The sequence below is a fragment of the uncultured Dechloromonas sp. genome (genome assembly GCF_945957265.1).
Classification (GTDB): Bacteria; Pseudomonadota; Gammaproteobacteria; order Burkholderiales; family Rhodocyclaceae; genus Azonexus.
Window position 1 is genome coordinate 1 of sequence record NZ_CAMFKO010000017.1, and the last position, 21,022, is coordinate 21,022.

General features: G+C 56.7%; 20 protein-coding genes and 1 tRNA gene. 9 read left to right on the top strand and 12 right to left on the bottom strand.

Annotated elements, in window-relative coordinates:
* Window positions 1-45 precede the first annotated feature (45 nt).
* The 3 genes from Q0P59_RS10590 to Q0P59_RS10600 form a co-directional block, all read right to left on the bottom strand.
* Window positions 46-546, bottom strand: a complete 501-nt coding sequence (locus Q0P59_RS10590; protein ID WP_295006435.1) for an MCP four helix bundle domain-containing protein — start codon at window positions 544-546, stop codon at window positions 46-48.
* 262 nt (window positions 547-808) lie between these two features.
* Window positions 809-2,005: a two-component system response regulator gene (locus Q0P59_RS10595; protein WP_295006436.1), complete on the bottom strand. Its 1,197-nt coding sequence runs from the start codon at window positions 2,003-2,005 to the stop codon at window positions 809-811.
* A complete protein-coding gene (locus Q0P59_RS10600) occupies window positions 2,002-6,129 on the bottom strand; it encodes a response regulator (RefSeq protein WP_295006437.1) in 4,128 nt (1,375 codons plus the stop codon). The genes Q0P59_RS10595 and Q0P59_RS10600 overlap by 4 nt, the downstream gene beginning before the upstream one ends.
* Before the next feature lie 291 nt (window positions 6,130-6,420).
* Between Q0P59_RS10600 and Q0P59_RS10605 the strand changes: the two genes are divergently transcribed.
* Complete coding sequence (locus Q0P59_RS10605; RefSeq protein WP_295006438.1) at window positions 6,421-6,918, top strand: hypothetical protein; 498 nt, start codon at window positions 6,421-6,423, stop codon at window positions 6,916-6,918.
* A 217-nt stretch (window positions 6,919-7,135) separates the two neighbouring features.
* Here the strand turns inward: Q0P59_RS10605 and Q0P59_RS10610 are convergent, their stop codons facing one another.
* Both Q0P59_RS10610 and Q0P59_RS10615 read right to left on the bottom strand, forming a co-directional pair.
* On the bottom strand, window positions 7,136-7,723 hold the full coding sequence (locus Q0P59_RS10610) for a hypothetical protein (RefSeq protein ID WP_295006439.1): 588 nt from the start codon (window positions 7,721-7,723) through the stop codon (window positions 7,136-7,138).
* A 36-nt stretch (window positions 7,724-7,759) separates the two neighbouring features.
* On the bottom strand, window positions 7,760-8,098 hold the full coding sequence (locus tag Q0P59_RS10615; protein ID WP_295006440.1) for a hypothetical protein: 339 nt from the start codon (window positions 8,096-8,098) through the stop codon (window positions 7,760-7,762).
* A gap of 229 nt (window positions 8,099-8,327) precedes the next feature.
* Between Q0P59_RS10615 and Q0P59_RS10620 the strand changes: the two genes are divergently transcribed.
* Window positions 8,328-8,600 (top strand): helix-turn-helix transcriptional regulator, encoded by a 273-nt coding sequence (locus tag Q0P59_RS10620; protein ID WP_295006441.1) that lies wholly within the window; start codon window positions 8,328-8,330, stop codon window positions 8,598-8,600.
* A gap of 4 nt (window positions 8,601-8,604) precedes the next feature.
* Here the strand turns inward: Q0P59_RS10620 and Q0P59_RS10625 are convergent, their stop codons facing one another.
* The 7 genes from Q0P59_RS10625 to Q0P59_RS10655 form a co-directional block, all read right to left on the bottom strand.
* Window positions 8,605-9,507, bottom strand: coding sequence for a hydrolase or metal-binding protein (locus Q0P59_RS10625; RefSeq protein ID WP_295006442.1), 903 nt, complete (start codon window positions 9,505-9,507; stop codon window positions 8,605-8,607).
* A 127-nt stretch (window positions 9,508-9,634) separates the two neighbouring features.
* Window positions 9,635-9,958 carry a hypothetical protein gene (locus Q0P59_RS10630; protein WP_295006443.1) on the bottom strand — a complete coding sequence of 108 codons (324 nt, stop codon included), beginning with the start codon at window positions 9,956-9,958 and terminating at the stop codon, window positions 9,635-9,637.
* 14 nt (window positions 9,959-9,972) lie between these two features.
* Window positions 9,973-10,152, bottom strand: coding sequence for a hypothetical protein (locus tag Q0P59_RS10635; protein ID WP_295006444.1), 180 nt, complete (start codon window positions 10,150-10,152; stop codon window positions 9,973-9,975).
* A 54-nt stretch (window positions 10,153-10,206) separates the two neighbouring features.
* The gene (locus tag Q0P59_RS10640; RefSeq protein ID WP_295006445.1) at window positions 10,207-11,214 is read right to left on the bottom strand and encodes a lambda-exonuclease family protein; all 1,008 of its coding nucleotides are present in this window, start codon (window positions 11,212-11,214) and stop codon (window positions 10,207-10,209) included.
* A gap of 99 nt (window positions 11,215-11,313) precedes the next feature.
* Entirely contained in the window at window positions 11,314-12,282 is a 969-nt protein-coding gene (locus tag Q0P59_RS10645; protein ID WP_295006446.1) for a DUF932 domain-containing protein, read from the bottom strand.
* A 137-nt stretch (window positions 12,283-12,419) separates the two neighbouring features.
* A complete protein-coding gene (locus Q0P59_RS10650; RefSeq protein WP_295006447.1) occupies window positions 12,420-12,767 on the bottom strand; it encodes a hypothetical protein in 348 nt (115 codons plus the stop codon).
* A gap of 463 nt (window positions 12,768-13,230) precedes the next feature.
* Window positions 13,231-13,304 (bottom strand) — tRNA-Thr (locus tag Q0P59_RS10655).
* 39 nt (window positions 13,305-13,343) lie between these two features.
* Here Q0P59_RS10655 and Q0P59_RS10660 point away from each other — a divergent pair.
* From Q0P59_RS10660 to Q0P59_RS10690, 7 genes are read left to right on the top strand one after another with little or no spacing between them, the layout of a single operon-like run.
* Window positions 13,344-15,116, top strand: a complete 1,773-nt coding sequence (locus Q0P59_RS10660) for a diguanylate cyclase (RefSeq protein WP_295006448.1) — start codon at window positions 13,344-13,346, stop codon at window positions 15,114-15,116.
* Window positions 15,117-15,146: 30 nt separating this feature from the next.
* Complete coding sequence (gene fliB / locus Q0P59_RS10665) at window positions 15,147-16,373, top strand: flagellin lysine-N-methylase (RefSeq protein ID WP_295006449.1); 1,227 nt, start codon at window positions 15,147-15,149, stop codon at window positions 16,371-16,373.
* Window positions 16,374-16,404: 31 nt separating this feature from the next.
* Window positions 16,405-17,703, top strand: coding sequence for a phosphoenolpyruvate mutase (gene aepX, locus Q0P59_RS10670; protein ID WP_295006450.1), 1,299 nt, complete (start codon window positions 16,405-16,407; stop codon window positions 17,701-17,703).
* A complete protein-coding gene (gene aepY, locus Q0P59_RS10675; RefSeq protein WP_295006451.1) occupies window positions 17,703-18,851 on the top strand; it encodes a phosphonopyruvate decarboxylase in 1,149 nt (382 codons plus the stop codon). The genes aepX and aepY overlap by 1 nt, the downstream gene beginning before the upstream one ends.
* Complete coding sequence (locus Q0P59_RS10680) at window positions 18,844-19,845, top strand: hypothetical protein (RefSeq protein ID WP_295006452.1); 1,002 nt, start codon at window positions 18,844-18,846, stop codon at window positions 19,843-19,845. Before aepY ends, Q0P59_RS10680 begins: the two co-directional genes overlap by 8 nt.
* Window positions 19,842-20,270: an adenylyltransferase/cytidyltransferase family protein gene (locus Q0P59_RS10685; RefSeq protein WP_295006453.1), complete on the top strand. Its 429-nt coding sequence runs from the start codon at window positions 19,842-19,844 to the stop codon at window positions 20,268-20,270. Before Q0P59_RS10680 ends, Q0P59_RS10685 begins: the two co-directional genes overlap by 4 nt.
* On the top strand, window positions 20,267-20,995 hold the full coding sequence (locus tag Q0P59_RS10690; RefSeq protein WP_295006454.1) for a methyltransferase domain-containing protein: 729 nt from the start codon (window positions 20,267-20,269) through the stop codon (window positions 20,993-20,995). The genes Q0P59_RS10685 and Q0P59_RS10690 overlap by 4 nt, the downstream gene beginning before the upstream one ends.
* Window positions 20,996-21,022: the final 27 nt, after the last annotated feature.

Consider the following 21,022-nt stretch of genomic DNA (forward strand, 5'->3'; position numbering starts at 1 on the left):
GGGGCGCGGCAGTTTCCTGCCAAATGACCGTTTACACAAAAATTCTTACACGCCCCGACGCTCAGCCATTTTCTGGTGCTCGTCAGCAGCCCGGCGAACACCTTCGTCTGTCAATTCATCGAGAACGGTCTTGTGAAGTTGTTGCATTTGCATTTCAAGTGCCAGCCAATCCTTCCATGCAGCGCTAAACTTTGCATATAGAGCCTGCTCTTCTGCATCGGACGGCAGCGACTCATATCGCTTGATCGCCTCAGATGCCCTTTGCGTGGCGTCTAACTTTCTCTTGTAAGCAACCTGTAGTTCTCCGCGCTTTTTGTCCAACGTCGTTTGCCTCTCGGCAGAAATGACGGCATACAAGTTTCGCGATAGATCGGTAATGGCCTCCCTAACTACCAGAAGCGAATCAACCGAAGGCATTCTGTTGCCTCCGATATCCTCAATGGATGTCGTGTTTTTATTGAGCCCATGAAGACCGACCAAGGCTATTACCAGAAGGGAAAGAATGGCCCCAGCCACCAGACCCAGTAATTTTATTTTGATTGTCATCGCCAAATTTTCCTTAGTGTTGAGTTTGTGGTCCGGCCTTGCTCATGATGTTTAAGGTCACCTCGAAATCAAATCCCCGATCCGCCCTCTGCAATGAGTCAAACTCCTCTAATACAAATGCCTTCGCCAACAGTGCCGCATGTTCTTTCCCCTCGAGTAGCGATTGCCGAATCCGCTGTCCATATTTGAAATGCCCTTGGACGAATTTTTGAAGTATTTTGCGAAAGCACTCAGGTTGATTACCCGTAACGGCTAGCAGTTGTTAATCCGGCGGTGGATTCCGAGGTGCATCGACACGGCTTTGTTCAATCAGCGCTCTGGTTACTTCAAGATCATGCTCGCTGTCTTCATATCGCTTGGCAATTGCATGAACATCGTCCTGAATGGATACAAAGGCATCTAGCAACTCGGGATCGAAGTGTTTGCCTCCACCATTAACCATAATTTCCATGGCCTGTTCGTGCGGCATTGGCTCTTTGTAGACTCGGCGGCTGATTAGGGCGTCGTAGACATCCGCCAGCGCCATCAGCCTCGCCGAAAGGGGAATTGTTTCACCCGACAAGCCACGCGGGTAACCTGAACCATCCCATTTCTCTTGATGCGACAAAGCAATTTCGGCGGCCACCTCAAGAACAGGAATGCGCTGACCAACCCTTTCCATGGCCTTCTCGATAGCCTCATATCCCAGAGTGGTGTGGGTCTTCATGAGCTCAAACTCGTCCGGGGTCAGTTTCCCAGGTTTGAGCAGAATGCGATCCGGTATGCCGACTTTACCAACATCGTGTAAAGGGGCTGCCTTGAACAGAAGATCAATGACTTCGTCCTCCAGGGCGGAGGCGAAGCGAGGGTGAAGACGTGCCTTTAGGGCGAGTGCGCGTACATAGTTCTGGGTACGAAGAATGTGATTGCCGGTTTCGTTGTCGCGTGTTTCCGCGATTGAGGCCAGTGCAATCATCGTCATTTCTTGTGCCACCCTGGCTTCCTCCGCCCGGCGTCTGGCCTCTTCACTCCGGCGGGCGACCTCCTGCTCGAGGTAGGAATTGCGATCGCGCAAAAAGTCGGCTGCCGCTTTCAGGGCGAGGTGGGTTTTTACTCGGGCATGCACGATGGGCGGACTAATAGGCTTTAGGATGTAGTCCACTGCACCATTCTCCAATCCGCGGGCCTCGTCGGCCGGATCGGATTTTGCTGTCAGGAAAATGATCGGGATGCGTGCCGTGTCAGGATCTGACTTGAGGCGCGAACAGACTTCAAAGCCATCCATTTCCGGCATCATTACATCGAGCAGGATCAGATCTGGCTGCGGCTGCGCGTGAGCCAGCATTAACGCCCGCCCCCCTGATGCTGCAACTTTGACGCGGTATTCGTCAGCGAGGAGGGAGTCCATCAATTCGAGGTTTTCGGGAGCGTCATCTACCACCAGAATGAGGGGCCTGCTATTTCGTTCGATGTATGTCATACGTCCCCCCTAAGGTTTGAGTGAAAAAGCGTCTTGGCCAGTTCAAAGTCGTAGGTTCGGACAGCACGGCACAACGCTTCAAATACGTCGGGCCGATAATGGCGTGCGATGTCGACAGCGTGAGACTCCAGAAATCGGGAAGCCTTGGCATCATCGTTTTCGAGCAAAACGGCCAATTGCACGCGCCACTCCATATCCTGTTGTGGGGTATTTGCCGGAGCAATCATCTCTGTGGGCTTTAGGACGTTCTCAATTGCGTGACACAGATTTTCCAGTATGCGTTCAACGTCATGGAGCATGCCGGCCAGGTTTTCCATCGGATTGTGCGCATGAATGTCGACTTCCAGTCGGGCGGCTATATCGGCCAGTTCCTTCGCCGCAATCTGGCTGGCCAGTCCTTTCAGCGTATGCGCCAAACGTTCCGCATCCTGCGCTTTGCCTTCGAGCAACAATTGTCGTATTTCACCCGCCGCTCCCCGCTTATTTTCGAGAAAGCGACCGAGGAGTCGGGCATAGCGTTCGGCGTCGCCGGCAGCCAGACTCAACCCGCGATCGACATCCAGCCCGTCGATGCAGGAGGGCAATCCAGCCCCCGCCCCCCGTGCTGAATTTTCTCTATGATGGAAGCGTTTGCTGGAAGCCACGATCTCTGTTTTCATCCATTTACGCAGCAGGGCGTAGAGTTCATCGCAAATGATCGGCTTGGCAATAAAGTCGTTCATCCCAGCAGCAAGGCAGCGTTCCCTGTCTTCCTTCATTACATTGGCGGTCATGGCGATGATCGGAATCTCGGACACATTTGTCAGCGCACGGATTTGCTTCGTCGCTTCAACACCATCTAGTTCGGGCATCTGCATGTCCATAAGAACCAAGTCATAGGAACTCTCCTGAACCATAGTGACCGCTTCTCTTCCATTCTCAGCAATGTCGACAATCAGCCCGGCTATTTCCAGAAGTTCCTTGATCAATTCCTGATTAACCGGATTGTCCTCGGCTACCAAGAGACGTTGTCCCATAAAGCCGCCACCGAGTTTCTCCTCTGGCCTTTCGGGTATGTGCAAGATGCCTCGTTCGGAGTCCAGCATGCTCATAATGGTATCGAGCAATACGGAAGGAGAAACTGGCTTAACAAGAATGTTGCCAATCCCGGCAGCTTCGGCTTGATTGAATACCTCCTCGCGGCCGTAAGCCGTTACTAGCGCAATAGCTGGAGGTGGGTTGAGTTTTAACTCGGAGATTCGGCTAGCCGCCTCGATACCATTCAACCCGGGCATTTTCCAGTCGAGAAGAATGATACGGAATGGTTCGCCGCGGGCCTGGGCTTCCTGAAAGGCGCTGACCGCCGCGCTACCTGAACTGACCGTCGCGACTTGAAAGCGCAGGTGTTCAAGCTGCTCAGCCAGCGCTTGACGCGCGCCATCGTGGTCATCAGCCACCAGAACCCGGATACCCCGCAAGCTAAGTGCTTCGGGGCGTGGAGATTTGTCCTTGCCGATGCCTAGGCGGATGGTGCACCAGAAAGTTGAGCCAGAACCGAGTTGACTGTCTACGCCGACTTCGCCATGCATCATCTCGGCAAGCCGTCGCGAAATGGCTAAGCCGAGTCCCGTGCCTCCGTACTTCCGGGTAGTGGAGGCATCTGCTTGTTCGAAGCTTTGGAACAGTTTTTGTCTTTGCTCCTCGCTCAGACCAATTCCGGTATCGCTAACCGCAAGGCGCAGTACCACCTCGTTCTCTTCGCGGCGAACTACGCTGGCCGATACGCATATTTCGCCACGCTCGGTAAATTTGACCGCGTTGTTTCCATAGTTGATCAGTATCTGGCCGAGTCGCAACGGGTCGCCGATCAAGACGGAGGGAACGTCGGGCGCGATGTGGAAGAGCAACTCCAGCCCTTTGTCGCCTGCTTTTTCCCCGATCAGGTTGGCGACGTTACGAACGACACTATCAAATTCGAATTCAGTCTCTTCAATGGCCAGTTTCCCGGCCTCGATTTTTGAAAAATCGAGGATATCGTTGATTATCCCCAGCAAATAGGACCCCGATTGCAGGATCTTTTGTACATAGTTCTCCTGCCGCTTCGATAATGGAGTTCTCTGCAACAAATGACTCATGCCGTAAATAGCATTCATCGGAGTCCGAATTTCGTGGCTCATGTTGGCCAGGAATTCTGATTTCGTTCGAGCCGCTCCGTCCGCTCGTTCCTTGGCAACTAATAGTTCGGCGTTTGCCTCTCTTAGTTCGGCTGTTCGAATTTCTACCATCTCGGCCAGATAAAGCCGATGCTTCTCGAGTTCAACCTCGTTCTGTTTACTAGCCGTGATATCGAAAACGACACCGATAAGGTAGTCGGCATGACCGTCGCTGCCGATGTGGGCAGACCCCCTTTCACTCACCCAATAAATCAGGCCGTTTGCGGCCTTTATTCGATACTGCATTTCATAAGCTCGACGATTGTTGACCCCCGCTGCAACGGATTTCTCAACAAGCTCAATGTCATCCGGGTGAATGATGCTTGAGTACGACCGAACCTTGTTATCGATAAGATCTTCCGCTGGATAACCGGTCATTTCCACAAAGCCCGGGCTGAGGTAATTCATTGTCCACTCAGTGTCCAATTGGCAAAGGTAAACAAATCCCGGAATACTTTCGATGAGTCCTCTGAAGCGAAATTCGCTGTCCGCCAATTTCGTTTCAGCTTCCTTGCGTTCAGTGATGTCAACTGTGATTCCGAGATAGCCGGTCGTCGCATCTTTCTCATCCAGTAGGCTGGAAAGAGAAAGAATGACAGGTATAGACCTTCCCTCGCGCGTTACGTAAGTCCATTCACATTCTTCGCCAATATTGCTTTCCACACATTGGACAAGAACATCAAATGTTGGCTCGAACGCTTGTCCGGACTTAACGTTAATCATCCCGGCGATGTTTTCTAGTTCTTCCTTCTTGTGCCAGAGAAGTGGCGTATGAATACCAATCACTTCATCAGCTCGATAACCCAGCATTCGCTCGGCAGCCCGATTAAAACTCGTAATAAGGCCATTTTTGTCTGTGGAGATGATTGCGTAGTTAGCACAATCCAAAATTGCTTGGCGAGCCAAGGTTGCACGGATCAACTCGGCATCGGCATCCATCTGCCGTCGTGCGGTGACACGAAAAGCCAGATATCCGATCAACTGCAACGATATGAACAATAGTGATGGCAACATGAGACTTGAGAGCCATCGCTGCACGATTGCCGTTCGGTCTGTCGATGCAGCAGCCCAGACATCATGATTCCCAACGTGCTCAACGGCACCGTAGCGTACAACCCCTCCACCCTCGACGCCGCTCTTGGGAGTTTCATGCCAACCTGTGGCAACCTTGGAAGACAAGGCACGCAGCGCACTCATGGTGGCATTGTCCAGCGGGGTGGCGTAGACACGCTGAACGACTTCAGCGGGAGTTGATATCGTAACCCCGCTAGTGAAGAGCAAATACCCGTGACTGCCTATCAGCGAAGCCCTTACCCCTGAGGGTAACGCCATGTTCTCCCAAGCGGCTAACCCACCTTGCACCCGAAACCCGGATGTCATTACCCCTATTACGTTCCCGCTTTCATTACGCAGCGCAATTCTCATTGGCACCACCCATTCGCTCAGTTGCTTCATGAAGTAGGGGCGACCAATGATCATCCGTTGTGCATTGAGAGCAAAGAGGAAACTTTCTGCGGAAGAATCGCTTGCGAGCAAGTTAGGTAAGGGAGTGCCGGCCTTGACGCCACTGACCAGAATAAGCTGACCATCCGTTCGTGCAAGGCCATAGCCTGCAATACCCAAATCAACCGCCCTGATGCGTTCGATCATGGCACGACCGTTTTCCGGATTTGCCAGCGTTCCCTTAGCTACCAGTTCCATGCCGAAGGCCTGCAAGGACGCCTCCTGACTAGCAGCTGTCATGCGAACGCTCTGCGCGAGCATTGACGTTACATGGATAACTTCCTTACGTACTTCGTCAACCGTCTGTTGCCAGAGTTCGTAACTGGTATAGAGAAAAATGAGAAATCCGAGCCATCCGAAGATGCTAAAAAGGCCGCGCAGCGCCTTGGTTTTCGTTTCTGGCAACGGATTTTGACCTGAATGGCTCATGCCACTAGCTGGAGGAAACTGCATTCGATGAGCTTGTCGGTCATGTGCAGCCTCCTTTAGCGGTACATCAACGCAATCATGGCAATTCAGGCGCTTTTGATGTTTCCGATTATACGAGACTTTCTTTGTCGCACGATGTTCCACCATCCCATTCTGGGATGGTGGAACATCTCCAACCTCTTGTTCGCCATAGAATTGAGACAAAATCTTTCGGCAACGTTAGTGGCAATACTGCTAACCATCTGACCGAGCTACCACCCGACTAAAAGGCTTTGAGCGGACTTACATCAGATGAAATCGCCTCAGGAATTTGAATTAAAACTGGAACGTCATTTTCTACATCTGACGATGTTGGTTAACCGCCATCTGATGGATCATCTACGTCGAATCTCAAACGAGCTTGAGATGGATTTTCAGAGTGCTTATCTCTGGGGGACGTTATCCCAAATGAATCTACCTTACGCTCGTATGGGATTGCCATCTTTAAGTCTGAACATCAATGCTGTGGAAGCAAACTCTCTTGGCGAGCTTCAAATCGTGCCCGTGCGACTGGCCGATCTAAGCCAAGTGACAAAACTACCAAAAGAAACCGTGCGACGAAAACTGGAAAACCTACGCCAACGTGGAAAGGTCGAGAGAAACGAAAGGGGCGAATGGTGGATTACAAGACTGGCGTTGACGAGCGAACTTATGAGTTCACGAAGGAAACCATCCGAAGATACGTTAAGGTGGCAGAAGAATTACGATGGATTCTCGACGCTCCTTGAGGATGTAAGAATTTTTGTGTAAACGGTCACCCGGCAGGAAACCGCCACATTGCTGCCCGATGCCAGCCGAAGAGCCAAGGTCGACATTGGCCGATCAACCGCCTGTTGCCGATGGCATTAGGTCGGTTTCAACAAGCTGCATTTCGATACGCCTGTTTGATGGACGTCGATTGAATAGCTCAAACCAAAAAAGAAACACATCGATCGACAGGGGACCGAAGTCCCCTGTTGAATTCGTGTCAGTTACAGTTCCTCAAGTCCTGCATTTGAAGATCAGACTTTTTCACCCAACCGACAAACTTTCCAGCCCCTGCATCCGGATTAGGCTTCGAGTAGTCCGGAACAGTTGCCAACCCGACATATTTCCCACCACTGGCTTGTGCGACCGTATAGGCCAGGTTTTCATTAAAGCCAGCGACCTTGTTGGTGGCACTTTGATCTACGTAGGCAACTACACCAGACTTCGCAGCGATCACGCACTGACCGGCCCACTTGTCCTGAACGGGCACTGGTGCAGGAGCTGCAGCAGGCTTGTTTGCGATGCCGTAATTCAGCGTCAGCTGGGCAACATACGTGTTGAACTCGGACATGGTGTCGTTCGAGCATTTCCAGTTCGAGCACGATGCCGTCTTGCGATCAATGTACTGAGCCTTGGCTTGCAGTTCAGAGAACTTCTCTTGCATGAACTTCGGATTCTGCTTCAGGTTGTTAATCTGACGTTGAATGTTGTTCAGCATCTCAAACGTACAGTTCTCAGCATTCCAGTTACAGGCTTGAGCAGCCGTGACAGACAGCAGGCCACACAGGGCCGCTAATAGCTTTTTCATGTGCGCTCCTTGATTCCGAATGCGCTGCACTCGGGCTTACTTCATGTATTTGACGGTGACCGTACCGGCCAACTTGTTCTTGGCAATCTCGTAGTCGGGATTGAAGGTGGCGAGGTTATGCAACCCGATGCCGACCGCCGCGCCCAGTCCGACCACAGCAGCCGGACTGAAGGTCGCTGCCATCGCCGCCGAGCGGTATTCGGAATAGACACGACATTTGAGACCCTGCTTTTCCAATCGCCCTTCGATTTTTTCGACGACGGCACTGATGTTGGAAACCGCGACAACCTGGAACGACTCGTGCTGCATAGCGAGCGTGTCGAGCTTTTCCAGGGTGAGTTCGTCGGCCGTAAATTTCTGAATATCAATCGACATGCTGATCCTTTGAGTGTTGGGCGATTAGTTCGCCGGTTGCGGATTACGGGGAAACGACTGGGCCTGCGGTGCGGCCCTGATGCTTCATCCATTTCCCATAGGCGGAAACAGCGATCACCGAGAGAGCACCTGCAACAAACGTGATCGCATAACTCGCCAGGGTTTCGAGGGGTGATTGGTTGTACATAGAAACGGCTCCTTAAATGGGTCGTAAATGCCGTGGTCGTGAATGCATCATATCGTCACGATTCGCGGCATGGCAAGGGTTTCCGCAAAGCTCGATCTCAACCAGGACCTCGTGAAACTGGGTAGCGCCATCCGCGCACGACGGATGGCTTTAGCTCTATCCCAGGAGGCCCTGGCCGACTATGCCGAGATCGATCGCTCCCATATGGGCAAGATCGAACGGGGCGAACGGAATGTGACCTTCTTGAACATCTTGCGGATTGCCAAGGCCATTCAGTGCCAGCCGTCTGATCTGCTGATCGACGCAGGACTCTGATGGATCAAGCGGAAGTGAGGGCTTCTGCCTTGGCTTCCAGTTTCTGACCCAGCGTAGCGTGCTGTGGCGTTGCTGGAACAGGTGACGTTGGTAGCGAGTCTGCCTCCGGTGATGTAGAGAAGAACTCCTCAACCACCGCACCGCCATCTTCCTCCCCATCTTCAAACGCCCCATTCCCCAGCCCTTGCTTGGCCGCCTGATCCAGAGCATCCTGATCAAACCCAGCCTGCCGACGTGCCTGATCCAGTTGTTTGGCCTGCAGCAGCATCTCCTCCGTCGACAACCCCGATCTCGGGGTGATATCCACGTAGTAGATCGGCGTGCCCATACTCTGCCGCGTCGATTTCCCACGCAAGCGCAATTCAAGCGCTAGGCAGGACAGCTTGTTTCCCGAGATCGCCTGGAAGTATTGCAGTCGCGCACTCAGTGTCCGGATACTGTTGAAGCCGGTCGTCCGGAAGACAAAGCTCCCAAGCGGATCATCATCACCCAACGCAACATTCAAGCGTCCGTAGGGTTTGCAACCGGCCTTCGCCAGCGGACAGGCATCCGGCGAAGGACACGGAAACGATTTGATGCCCTCTTCCGTCTGCCGCTTGCAGCTTTCGCCATTTCCGACACAGAGCGGACGACCGGTTGTCCGGTCAAACAAGCTATATTCGGCCCGGAAGTTGAGATCGGGGTCGTTGAACAACAAGCGGATCGGAATACTGCGAATTTTGTCTCCTTGTTCCTTACGCAGGGTTTCATCCAGCGGATGCGGCAACCAGCCATCCTTGTTCTGTACCTGGCTGGTGATGGTGAATTGATCGTCCTTCTCTGGCAGACGCTTGCCGTTCTTCTCGATCACCTTGCCGATGGAAATTCTGCCCAGTACGGGTGGCGTGATGGCTAGACCTTTCAACATAATTTGTGACTCCTGTAAAAAAATGCCTTCCGCCTGCACCGCTTGGGTTGCAGGTTGGGAAGGCGGATTGCGCTGTAATGGGATACCTGAGTCGATCAGGTCATCGGGAAGCGCCGGCTAGCGCGGGTCAGACGCGACCATGAAGATGACGTTCAGCCAGAACATCACGCGCATGCGCGTCGATGGCCATCCAGTCCACCGTCTTGCACGCATAGCCTTGGATAAAACGCCCGATTGCTTCCCGTTTCTCTCCTTCGCTCAGGCCATAGGCCTCGTCGCTATCAACATCAGCGAAAGACCAGAGCGCAGGGGAACCGAAATGCTCGAATTCGCGCATCGCTGCGACGAGGCCGTGCTTTATTGATTCGGGTAGGTAGGCCAGCGCTGACTGACAGGCATTGAGCAGCCGATCAACGGCGGACGATTGCGGCAGAAAGTTGAACGATTCCATGTCTCTCCATCCTTTTAGCCAGCAACAGAGATAAAGGCAGCGGCCTGCTCTTTATGATGACAATCGCCACACATCGCATCATCTCGGTCGTCAAATACCTCGTCAGCAAATATCGCCCGGCCTGATGCTTCCCCAATGACGATATGCACGTTGTCGCTGCCACAGTCTGGGCACGCCAGCGTGACGTCACTCATGGTTTTTTCCATTGCTTGCCTCTTGTGATCAAAAATGAGGTTGATGGGTATCGCTCAGGCCACCAGGAAGCGCCGGCTGCCGGTTTTGGTGACGGCGTAGCGTTGCTGCAGATCGGGCTGATCCTTGAGCAGTCGGGTGATATCGAGCCCGACGCTGTCCTTGGCTTTCTTCCAGGTGACGCTGCCGGTTTCGAAATTCGCCTTGGTGGCACTGCCCATGGCTTGCTGCAGGGTTTGCTTGAGTTGTGCTTCCAGTTTTTCGGCTTCGGCGATGCTTTGCCGAACCGAGAGCCAATCGGCGAAGGTGGCTGACAGGTTGCGCTCCTCGGTACAGTCGAGCGTCTGACCATCGTCGCCCGGATAGAGGCAACGTAAGGCCAAGTCGGCTGATTCGGTGCCATCGGCCGGTGGCGGCGTATCGCTCTCGACGTAGTGCCAGAAGTGCCGTTCGAGTTCGATCAATCGGGTAATCAAACGCTCATCGCGTTCGACCCGATGGATTTCGAGGTGTTGTCCACCAAGCAATACGGCCACATCGGCGGCTTGCTTGCCGGTGACGGCCAGCTGGTGCATGACCTGGAGTTGAACGTATTCAGGTACGCCGTCCTTCCAGAGCTTTACACCGTTGATACCGGCGGTCTTGCATTCGAGGATTTGTACCTCGCTGGAACCGGTGACTTCGCGGTCAATGTTGGCCAGCATCCAAGGCAGGCTGGGATCGGGATGCTGCAGGACGGCGTTGATGCGCCGTACCCGATTGCCTGTACGCCGGGTGTAGTGGGCAGCGACGATCGGCTCTAAGATGTTTCCCCAGTAGGTTGGGTTCTCCTCATCATGCGGATCGACCCTGGGCAAATTGCCATCACGACCGGTCTTCTCCAGCCACAGTTCCAGTTGGCTCTTATAGGGATTCAGTCCGCAGGCCGTTGCAGCATCCGAACTGCCAATGCCTTGTTTGCGAACGGCCAGCCAATCGTCACGAGGCAAGTCCTTGGTCTTGACCAGTTTAAGTGCCGGACGATGTTTGATCGGGATGGCATTGGGTAAGGCGTTGGGTTGCATGAGTTTGCTCCTTCCAGAAATGCAAAATGCCCAGTCCGCCAATAAACGGAACTGGGCATGTGCGAGGGATGAATGGTTAAACGCGGATTCAGGTGACGATCAGGCGACGAGTTGCAGGGCCGTATCGAGAGCGCGTTGCTTGAGGACGGCCCCCTGGCCGAACCAGGCAGAATCCATGCGGTATTCGGTGCTACGGGCACGGCGTTCGTGATCGACGTACTCCGTCACAGCGTTAAGTAATCCCCACGCAGTGTTCTTGGCGGCATCAAGTTCAGCCCCCTTGCCTTGTCCGTCGTAGAGGGCTTGCACCCGCTTCAAGGCACGTTCGTTAGCCAGTCCAGCCGGATCGATGGTGCCGGGCTGGACATCGCACATCACGCGCAGGAAGTAATTCATGGCTTCATGGCTCTTCACTTTGCGTTCGGCCAGTGTCTTCATGCGGTACATAAAAGCGTCATACTGGGATACGGCAATACCGAGTTGCTGCTTCACTGCCTGCGGATCGAACCGGGTGCTGTGCGGCACCTTGATCGCCTGACTCGCACCATTCACGGCAATGGTCAGTGTGTTGTTGCAGACCACACGGACGGTCGTGGGAGTTGCCGTGGTGGCGAGGGTTCCGTCACATGAAGTGGCCAACAAGAGGTAACCCCTAACTTGATCGTTACCCTTCAAGGCAGTGGATTGACCGGTCTTGGCAAGCGCCCAGAACTTCTTGCCGCCTTTCAATACACCAGCCGTCTCCAGCTGGTAGCCGGAAACGGTCGTGAGATCACGGTAGAACTCCAGGACTTCCTTGGGTTGAACCACCTGATAACGTTGCGAGACGACCGACAGGGCTTCCTTGGTGTCCGAGCGATACAGCACCTTCTGCTCTTCGAAGGAATGAATAGTGCCGAGACTGCCGATGCTGTCGGCCATGAAGCGAACCGGGGACTCCTGGATGGTCCAGTCCATGCCGGCGGATTTGGCCCAGACTTCGATGGGTTGTTTGGCCGGAAGACGATTGCCGAGGCCATGCCACGGTTCGGCGCCGACATAGGCCATTTGTTGGACGAGGTGTGCCATGAGATTTCCTTTCGGGAATGAATGCGCGCAGCCGCTCAACCGGATGCACGGCAGAGACGGGAGGCGTTGAATGAATGGGAGGAAAGACGAGAACTGCGATGCCGTCCATTGCAGACGGCAGAGGTCAACCAAGCCGATCAGTACGTGGTCGACTCGGGTGCGGTGAGGCTAAAACAGTGGCCGCAAGCAAGGCAGCGGTAGTTATCGAGGATGCGACGGTCGACAAATTCGCCCAATCGGGCACCAGACAGACCGCCGGCAGTACCGCCAACCACGGCGCCGAAAAGTGCACCGAGGACGCCGCCGAAGACCATACCTGGCGGACCGGCAACGATTCCGACAGTCATGCCGATTTCGATACCGGACAGGCTGCCGGTAGCGCCACCAACACAGCCGCCGACCGTGCCGATCAGGCCGGCAGTCTTGCGGGCACGATTGCGAGTGGTGATACGTGCAGAGTGACAGTTTGGGCATTGAATGTTCATTGTCTGACTCCTGTAGATGAAAAGGACGAACGAAATCAGCGAACGCCATTTCTGGCACTCGCTGATTTGAACGTAATGAGGAGTTAGGTACGGAGGCCAGCTGGTTGATTCTGGCCAATCTGCCATGTTTTGCGGCAGACGATCACCTTCTCAAGGAGGTGATATGTGATTGAAAAAAACTAAAATCCACAGGATATTGCGTGGGATCACTCAGCATGATCATTTCAAGCCATACATTCCCGGCTCGCAAAACTGGCCTGGTAGATAGTCAGAAAACGCGTGCGCTTCCCTGCGAAGGAGTGGCATGCAAATACTTCCTGCCCTACTCCACCCCAAGTTATCATGCTGAATTGATTAACAGGTGGTCGGTATAGTGTTGATCGCCACCGGAGCAACCAAGGAGCAACGGACAATGAAAAACAAAAAAGCCACTCCGAAGAATGGCTTAAGTGTTTGATTTTACTGGTGCCCCCGAACGGAATCGAACCGCTACCTGATGATTACAAATCAACTGCACGACCTTCATGCTACGGGGGCCCTTTGCAACGGGCCGCAATTATAGCCTGATCATCGAACATGAGCACATTGACGAATCCATTCGAGATTGCCCGCGAAACACTGCGGCTGCTGGCCGCCCGGCGCATTGCGCCAACTCCGGACAATTACCTGACGCTTTATCACGAGATTTCCGGCACCAAGGCGACCGCTCCCGGCTTCCCCGACACACAGCTCCGGTCGCTTGCCGCAGCGCTTCCCAGGACATCGCCAGACCAGCTGCGCCTGGCCAGGCAACTGGACGATGCCGTCAAGGCCGCCAATTGGGATGCATACAAAGGACATCTGGTCGAATTTGTCACGGCCTTATCGAGCAGCCAGAAGCTTGCCTGGTCCGACCTGATTGCGGACTTGCTGCGCCAGTGGGATGCCAAGCACCAAGGGCTCACGTCGGCACGCAAGCGCGAGTCGCTCGAACACGTCCTGGCCGGCAGTGGCGCCAATCCGGAAACCTTGTTCAACCGCCTTCAAGGACTACTCAAGTCATGGGGGCAGGGGCGGGATCAGGACAAACCGGAGGCGAGCACGGAAACCGCTGCCGAGGGCGGCCAGCCCGCCCCCGCAAGCGCGACCATGCCTGTTCAGGTCGAAGATTTACTGCCCGAATTACGCGAACTGTTCGCGTTTACGCTTGAAACGGCGATTGCCACGCAACTTCTTGAAACGCCGGCCTTATCGGTAGACGCGAAAACGCTGGCGCAGGATATCCGCGCGGCGGTCACGGCCAGCCAGCTTGCCGAGTTTCTGACGCGCCTGAAGCGCTTCGCCTTCAAACTGGAGTTGCTGGCCGAAGACCAGGCCGAACTGCGCCAAAGCCTGCTGAGCCTGCTCAGATTGCTGGTCGAGAACATTACCGAACTGACGCTCGACGACCATTGGCTGCACGGGCAGATCGAGGTCGTGCGGGAAATCATCGGCAAGCCGCTTTCGCAACGCGCCCTGGACGACGCTGAACGGCGCCTGAAAGAAGTTCTGTTCAAGCAGAGCCAGCTCAAGGCGAGCCTGTTCGAGGCCAAAGAAGCGATCAAGCAGATGCTGGCCGGTTTTGTCGACCATCTCGCCGACTTTGCCGAAGTCACCTCCGACTACCACGACAAGATCGAAAGCTACGCCGGGAAAATCACGTCAGCCAAGGACATCACGGAGTTGGGCGGCGTCCTTGACGAGGTCATGCGCGAGACGCGCGCCGTTCAGATCAACGCCCAGCGATCGCGCGACGAACTTCGCTCCACGCAAGAGAAGGTCAAGGAGTCCGAGGCTCGCATCCAGGAACTCGAACGAGAACTGGAAGCCACCAGCGACCTGGTGCGCCACGACCAACTCACCGGCGCCCTCAATCGACGCGGCCTGGAGGAAATATTCTCCAAGGAGTCGGCGCGCGCCAAACGCCACGAAACCCAACTGTGCGTTGCCCTGCTGGACATCGACAACTTCAAGAAACTGAACGACAGCCTGGGGCACGATGCCGGGGACAAGGCCCTGATTCACCTGGCCAACGTCTGCCGCGAAACCCTGCGCCCCCAGGATACGGTTGCGCGCTACGGGGGTGAGGAATTCATCATTCTGCTGCCGGACACCCTGATCGACGAAGCCGTCACGGCCCTGACCCGCCTGCAGCGGGAACTAACCAAGAAATTCTTCCTGAGCGACAACGAGAAGGTGCTCATCACCTTCAGTGCCGGCGTAACGCCGCTACGCCCCGAAGACGGGCAGCACAGCGTGATCAAGCGTGCCGACGAAGCCATGTATCAAGCCAAGCAGACGGGGAAGAACCGTGTGGTGGCGACAAACTGACACGACAGCAAAAGACTCCCGAGGAACCCTATGCTTGCGCTCTGCCCGGACTACTATCCGAAATTCCAATGTATCGGGTCGACCTGTGAAGATTCTTGCTGTATCGGCTGGCGGGTCCATCTGGACAAGGCAACTTATCACTTTTACAAACAGAACCAGCATCCCAATCTGCGTGAACGCTTCAAGAATACGATTCAGCGAACAGATATAAAGGGCGACACCCAGCATTTTGCCGTCATCGAGATGGCGGAGAGGGGGCGCTGCCCTTTTCTTGACCCGGACAATCTCTGCGCCATTCATCGCAATCTCGGCAGCACGGCACTCAGCAACGTGTGCGCGACATTCCCGAGGCGGGCGAATCTCAGCGGCAAGCAGCTGGAATACTCGCTATCGCTGGCGTGCCCGGAGGCCGCGCGCCTCGTGCTGCTGCAAAAGGAAGCGATGGGGTTTGTCGAGATACCGATCGACACCACCCTGGCAAGTGCCGCCCCCCCGGCCGAACTCTCACCTCACGAAGAACAAAGCAGCCTGCTGCTCAACGACCTGCGGGCGCTCATCATCGGCATTCTGCAGTTGCGCGAATTGCCCGTCGATCATCGACTAATCCTGCTGGGCCTGCTGCTCGAGGACTTCGAGGCGGCATCCCTGGCCAACGAAGCCCTGCCGCCGGTGTTGCACCGTTACGTCGGATTGCTCGGCGCCCCGGACTTGCTGCGGAATGAACTGGATAAAATCGAGCCCTGCCTCGCCGTCAAGATTCACCTCGTCGCCCACCTGATCGGCGACATACCGACACCCGCCCATAACATTCGCTTTCGCACCCTGCTGGACGAGGCGGCCCAAGGCCTGAAATTCGAGTCCTCGCAACACGACGGGCAACATGAGGCCTACGAACGCGACTACCGCCCCTACTTTGAAGCGCACCCCCACATTCTCGAAAACTACCTGGTTCACTACGTCATTCACAACCTCTTCCCCGTCGTGCGCACGTCGGTTGTCGTTCAATACCGGGAACTGATCTGCGACTATCTGGCGATCACGACCTTGCTGTTCGGACAAGCCGTTTTTCACCGGGGGATGACCGATGCGCTGGCCGTCAAGACGATTCAATCCTACACACGCTTCGCCGGCCACTACTCCCAGTTCAAGGAGACCGTCGCGCGCACCCTTGAACAGCAGCAGCTATCCGATCTGCGCCGGCTGTTCCAGCTGATCGCTCCCCCCAAATCAAGCCGGGCGCCAGCGAGCGCTGCATAATCCCTGCGACACTTTGCCGAGGCCAACCCTGATGCCCACAATCTACGTAGGAATGACCGTCGATGTTCTGCACCACGGACATATCAACATCATCACGGAAGCCAGCAAACACGGCGAACTCATCGTCGGCCTGCTGACCGACGCGGCCATCGCCAATCACAAGCGACTCCCTTACCTGAGCTACGAGCATCGCAAACAGATTCTGCAGAATATCAATGGCGTAGCACAGGTTGTTCCGCAGAACGAATGGGATTACGCCCCCAACCTGCGCAAGTACAAACCCGATTTGATGATGCATGGCGACGATTGGCACGAAGGCCCGCTGGCCCCCTATCGCGAGCGCGCATTGGCCGCACTGGCGGAATACGGCGGGCGCCTGATCGAAATCCCATACACCCCGGGCGTCTCGTCGAAAGCCATCATTGCCCAGATGCAGGCGCTCGGCACCTCACCGGAAATACGTCGCCAGACGCTCAAACGCCTGCTGGGCGCGAAACCGATTTCCCGCTTCATCGAAGCGCACAACCCCATTTCCGCCCTGCTCGCGGAACATGTGAGCATCCAGCGTGACGGCGCGATCCGCCAGTTCGACGGCTTCTGGTCGAGTTCCCTGACCGACTCGACAGTCCGGGGGAAGCCGGATATCGAAGCGGTCGACATCACCAGCCGACTCTCCAACATCAACGACATCTTCGACGTCACCACCAAGCCGCTGATCATGGACGCCGACACGGGCGGCAAACCGGAGCACTTCGAACTGCACGTCCGCAGCATGGAACGACTGGGCATCTCGGCGACGATCATCGAAGACAAGACCGGGCTGAAGAAAAATTCCCTGTTCGGAAACGATGTCGTACAAAGCCAGGACGACATCCCCCACTTCTGCGAAAAGATCCGCGCCGGACGAGCCGCCCGCGTCAGCGAAGATTTCATGGTCATCGCCCGCATTGAAAGCCTGATCCTGGAGCGCGGCATGGATGACGCCATTGCGCGCGCCCAGGCCTATGTCGAGGCCGGCGCCGACGGCATCATGATCCACAGCCGGCGCAAGACCCCGGACGAGGTTTTCGAATTCGCCCGCCGTTTCCGCCAGGATTTCCCCAGCGTGCCGCTGGTATCCGTACCCACCAGCTATAACAGCACCACCGAAGAACAGCTGGCGGAGCATGGATTCAACATCGTCATCTACGCCAACCACCTGCTGCGAGCCGCCTATCCGGCCATGGAAAAGGTCGCCCGACAAATTCTGGAAAACGGCAGATCGGCCGAAACCGACCGTGACCTGATGGACATCAACGCCATCCTCGAACTGATCCCGGGAACCCGCTGATGATAGACCCGAAGGACTTCGCCGCCGCACTGCGCGATGCCGGCATCCAATTCATCACCGGCGTCCCCGACTCCCTGCTCAAGGACATCTGTGCCCACCTCACGGCAAGCCTGCCGGCGGAAGCGCACCGGATCGCCACCAACGAAGGCTCGGCTGTCGGCCTCGCCATCGGGCATTACCTGGCGACGGGGAATCCGGCCATGGTCTATATGCAGAACTCCGGGCTGGGCAATATCGTCAACCCGGTCGCCTCCCTTGCCGACCCGCTCATCTATGGCATTCCGATGCTGCTGATGGTGGGCTGGCGCGGAGAAATGCTTCCGGACGGCAAGCAGATCAACGACGAACCCCAACACGTCAAGCAAGGCCGGATCACGCTGACGCAACTCGAAACGCTGGGCATTCCCTATCGCATCGTTGATGCCCAAACGACGGACATCCAGGGCTGCATCGCGGCAATGCGCGACCAATCGGTGCAACGTAACGGCCCTGTTGCCATGGTCGTCCGCAAACAGACTTTCGCCCCCTGCGCCCTGCCCGCCCGGAATGAAGCTGCCGAGCAGCCCAGCCGCGAAGAGACCATTCAGACGGTGGTCGACATACTCCCCCCCGATGCGGCCATCGTTGCCACGACCGGCATGGCATCCCGGGAGCTCTTCGAATACCGGCGCGCGCTCGACAGCGGCCACCAGCGCGACTTCCTGACCGTCGGCGGCATGGGGCATGCCTCGCAGATCGCCGTCGGCATTGCCCAGGCCCGACCCGATCGCCGGGTCGTCTGCCTGGATGGCGACGGCGCCATCCTGATGCACCTGGGCGGCCTGGCCCTTGCCGCACGGCAAGGCAACCTGCTCCACCTGGTCATCAACAACGGCGCTCACGACTCGGTGGGCGGGCAACCGACACTGGCCCGCGAACTCGACCTCGCCGCCATCGCCCTGGCGCTGGGCTACACGCACGTCGAGTCGGTTGGCAGCCGTGCCGAATTGGGCGATGCACTGCGGCGCGCCCTGGCTTCCGCGGGCAGCGCCTTCGTCGAGGTGCGCTGCCGCACCGGCGCCCGCGCCAACCTCGGGCGCCCCGACATACCGCCCTCCGACAACAAGCGGCACTTCATGAATTTTCTGGCAGGAACGATGGATGAATAAGTCCGACGAGTCGATTGCCGGTCTGGTCGCCCGACGCAATGCCGAAAAATGCCTGTTCACCGCCGGCCCGGCTAGCCTGCTCACGGAAAACCTGACCGGGCTCCGCCCCTGTTTCGGTCGGGGAGACGCCGATTACGCCTCGCTGGAAACGACGGTGCTGGATGCGTTGAAGGCGCTGTCCGGGCATCGTGAAATTGCCCGCCTGCAGGGCTCGGCCAGCCTGGCGCTCGAACTGGCCACGCTCAACTTCCTCGCCGGGCGCGTCCTGATCGTCTCCTCCGGCTACTACTCCGACCGTCTGCAAGCCATGGCCGAGGCGGCGCAACGCCAAACCGGACGCATCACGCACATCGGCAGCATTGCATGGAGCCAACTGCCGGAACTCAACGAAGGCTTCGACTGGCTGGTCGCTTGTTACACCGAAACCAGCGTCGGGCTGCGCCTGCCGATGGCCCAGCTCCTTGCCGCCAAGCAGCGTGCCGGCGCCCGGATGCTGCTCGATGCCACGGCCTCGATCGGCCTGGAGACGGGGCACGAGCACGCGGACGTCATCGCCTACTCGTCGTGCAAGGGCCTGTTCGGCCTTACCGGTGCCGCCTTCATCGCCTTCAACGAGCACCCGGGCTATGCGCCGGATTCGTTCTATCTCAATCTCGACAACCACCTCGAGCGGCGGATGACCGGCCCCTACCATGCCATTGCCTCGCTGGCCGACGTATTGCCGAGGCATGCCGATTTCCGGTCGGCCGTCATGCAGAACAAGGCCGCCTTCATGGCCCGGATGCGCCCCTACCTGACGCGCCAGGAAGACCAGCAACCGGCGCTGTGCACCCAGATCAGCGCCACGATCACCTCGACGGACCCCAGAGCCATCCTATATGCTCCGCGAGGCAACCAGGGCGGCAGCGTGGTATGCCACCTCGGCGAAGCCCACCTTGGCGCGGCCGCGCGCGGAGACATTCTGAATCTTCTGGAGCTCGATCCAACACCATGACCGCAGGACAAGCCCCCTCGCATCAAAGGCGGATCATGGTCGACATGTCCGCCACGCTGCTGCACCACGGTCACATTCGCCTGCTCAAGGCAGCCAAGCAACTGGGCACCGTGGTCGTCGCGCTGACCACCGACGACGAGATCCGCAAGAAAAAGGGCTACGACCCCGAGCTCAGCTATGCCGAACGCAAGGAAATCCTCGAAGCAATCCGCTATGTCGACGAGGTCGTCCCATGCAACTGGCTGATCGAGAACGAGCTGCTCGAACGCCATCGGATCGACCTGCTGGTTCATGGACACGACAACGCCAACCCCATTCCAGACGACAAGCTCGTCATCCTGCCGCGCACCGAAGGCATCAGCAGCAGCGAGCTGCGCCAGCGGGTCGTCCATGCCCTGGCACAAATCGGCGAGAACCCGCGATGAGTCATGAAAACTGGCAATCCATCTGGGCAAGGCGCGGCACCTCGGATGCAAGCGGGTTATCGCTCGAAGAGCTGCTGAGACTGGACGGATTCGATTCGGGCGCCGCCTGCATCGACCCACAGGATTGGCGCAGCTATGCCCAAGACCTGGCGAACCGCCTGAACATCCGCGAAGGCCAATCCGTCTTCGAAATCGGCTGCGGGGCAGGCGCCTTTCTCGCCGCGCTGTCCGAAACGCGATCGATCGTCGTTGGCGGCATCGACTATGCCGAAGGGCTCATCGGAAACGCCCGTCAAGCCCTCCCGCAGGGCTCCTTTCAGGTTGGCGACGCCGAAGCGCTTGAGCCGGCGCCGCCTGCGCACCACGTCATCGCCAACAGCGTGTTTCAGTACTTTCCCCTTGGCAAAGCCGGAAACATCCTGCAGCGGATGCTGAGCAAAGCCGCGATGACAGTCGCCGTCCTGGACATTCCCAACCGCGAGACGCAGGCGGAATGCGAAGCCGTCCGTCGCGCGGCCCTGCCGGAGGCCGAGTACGAGCGCAAGTATGCGGGGCTGGAGCACACCTACTTCGACCGCGACTGGTTTGCCTGCCAGGTGAATCCGGATGAATGGCGCTGCGAAACAATCGATGGCTTCATCCCCAACTACACCCAGAACCAGTTTCGCTTCGCCGCCCTCTACCGACGCGTCACCCCCCTGATCACCCCCACGGAACGCATCTGACCCCCATGCCCGCTTCTCTCGCCTCGT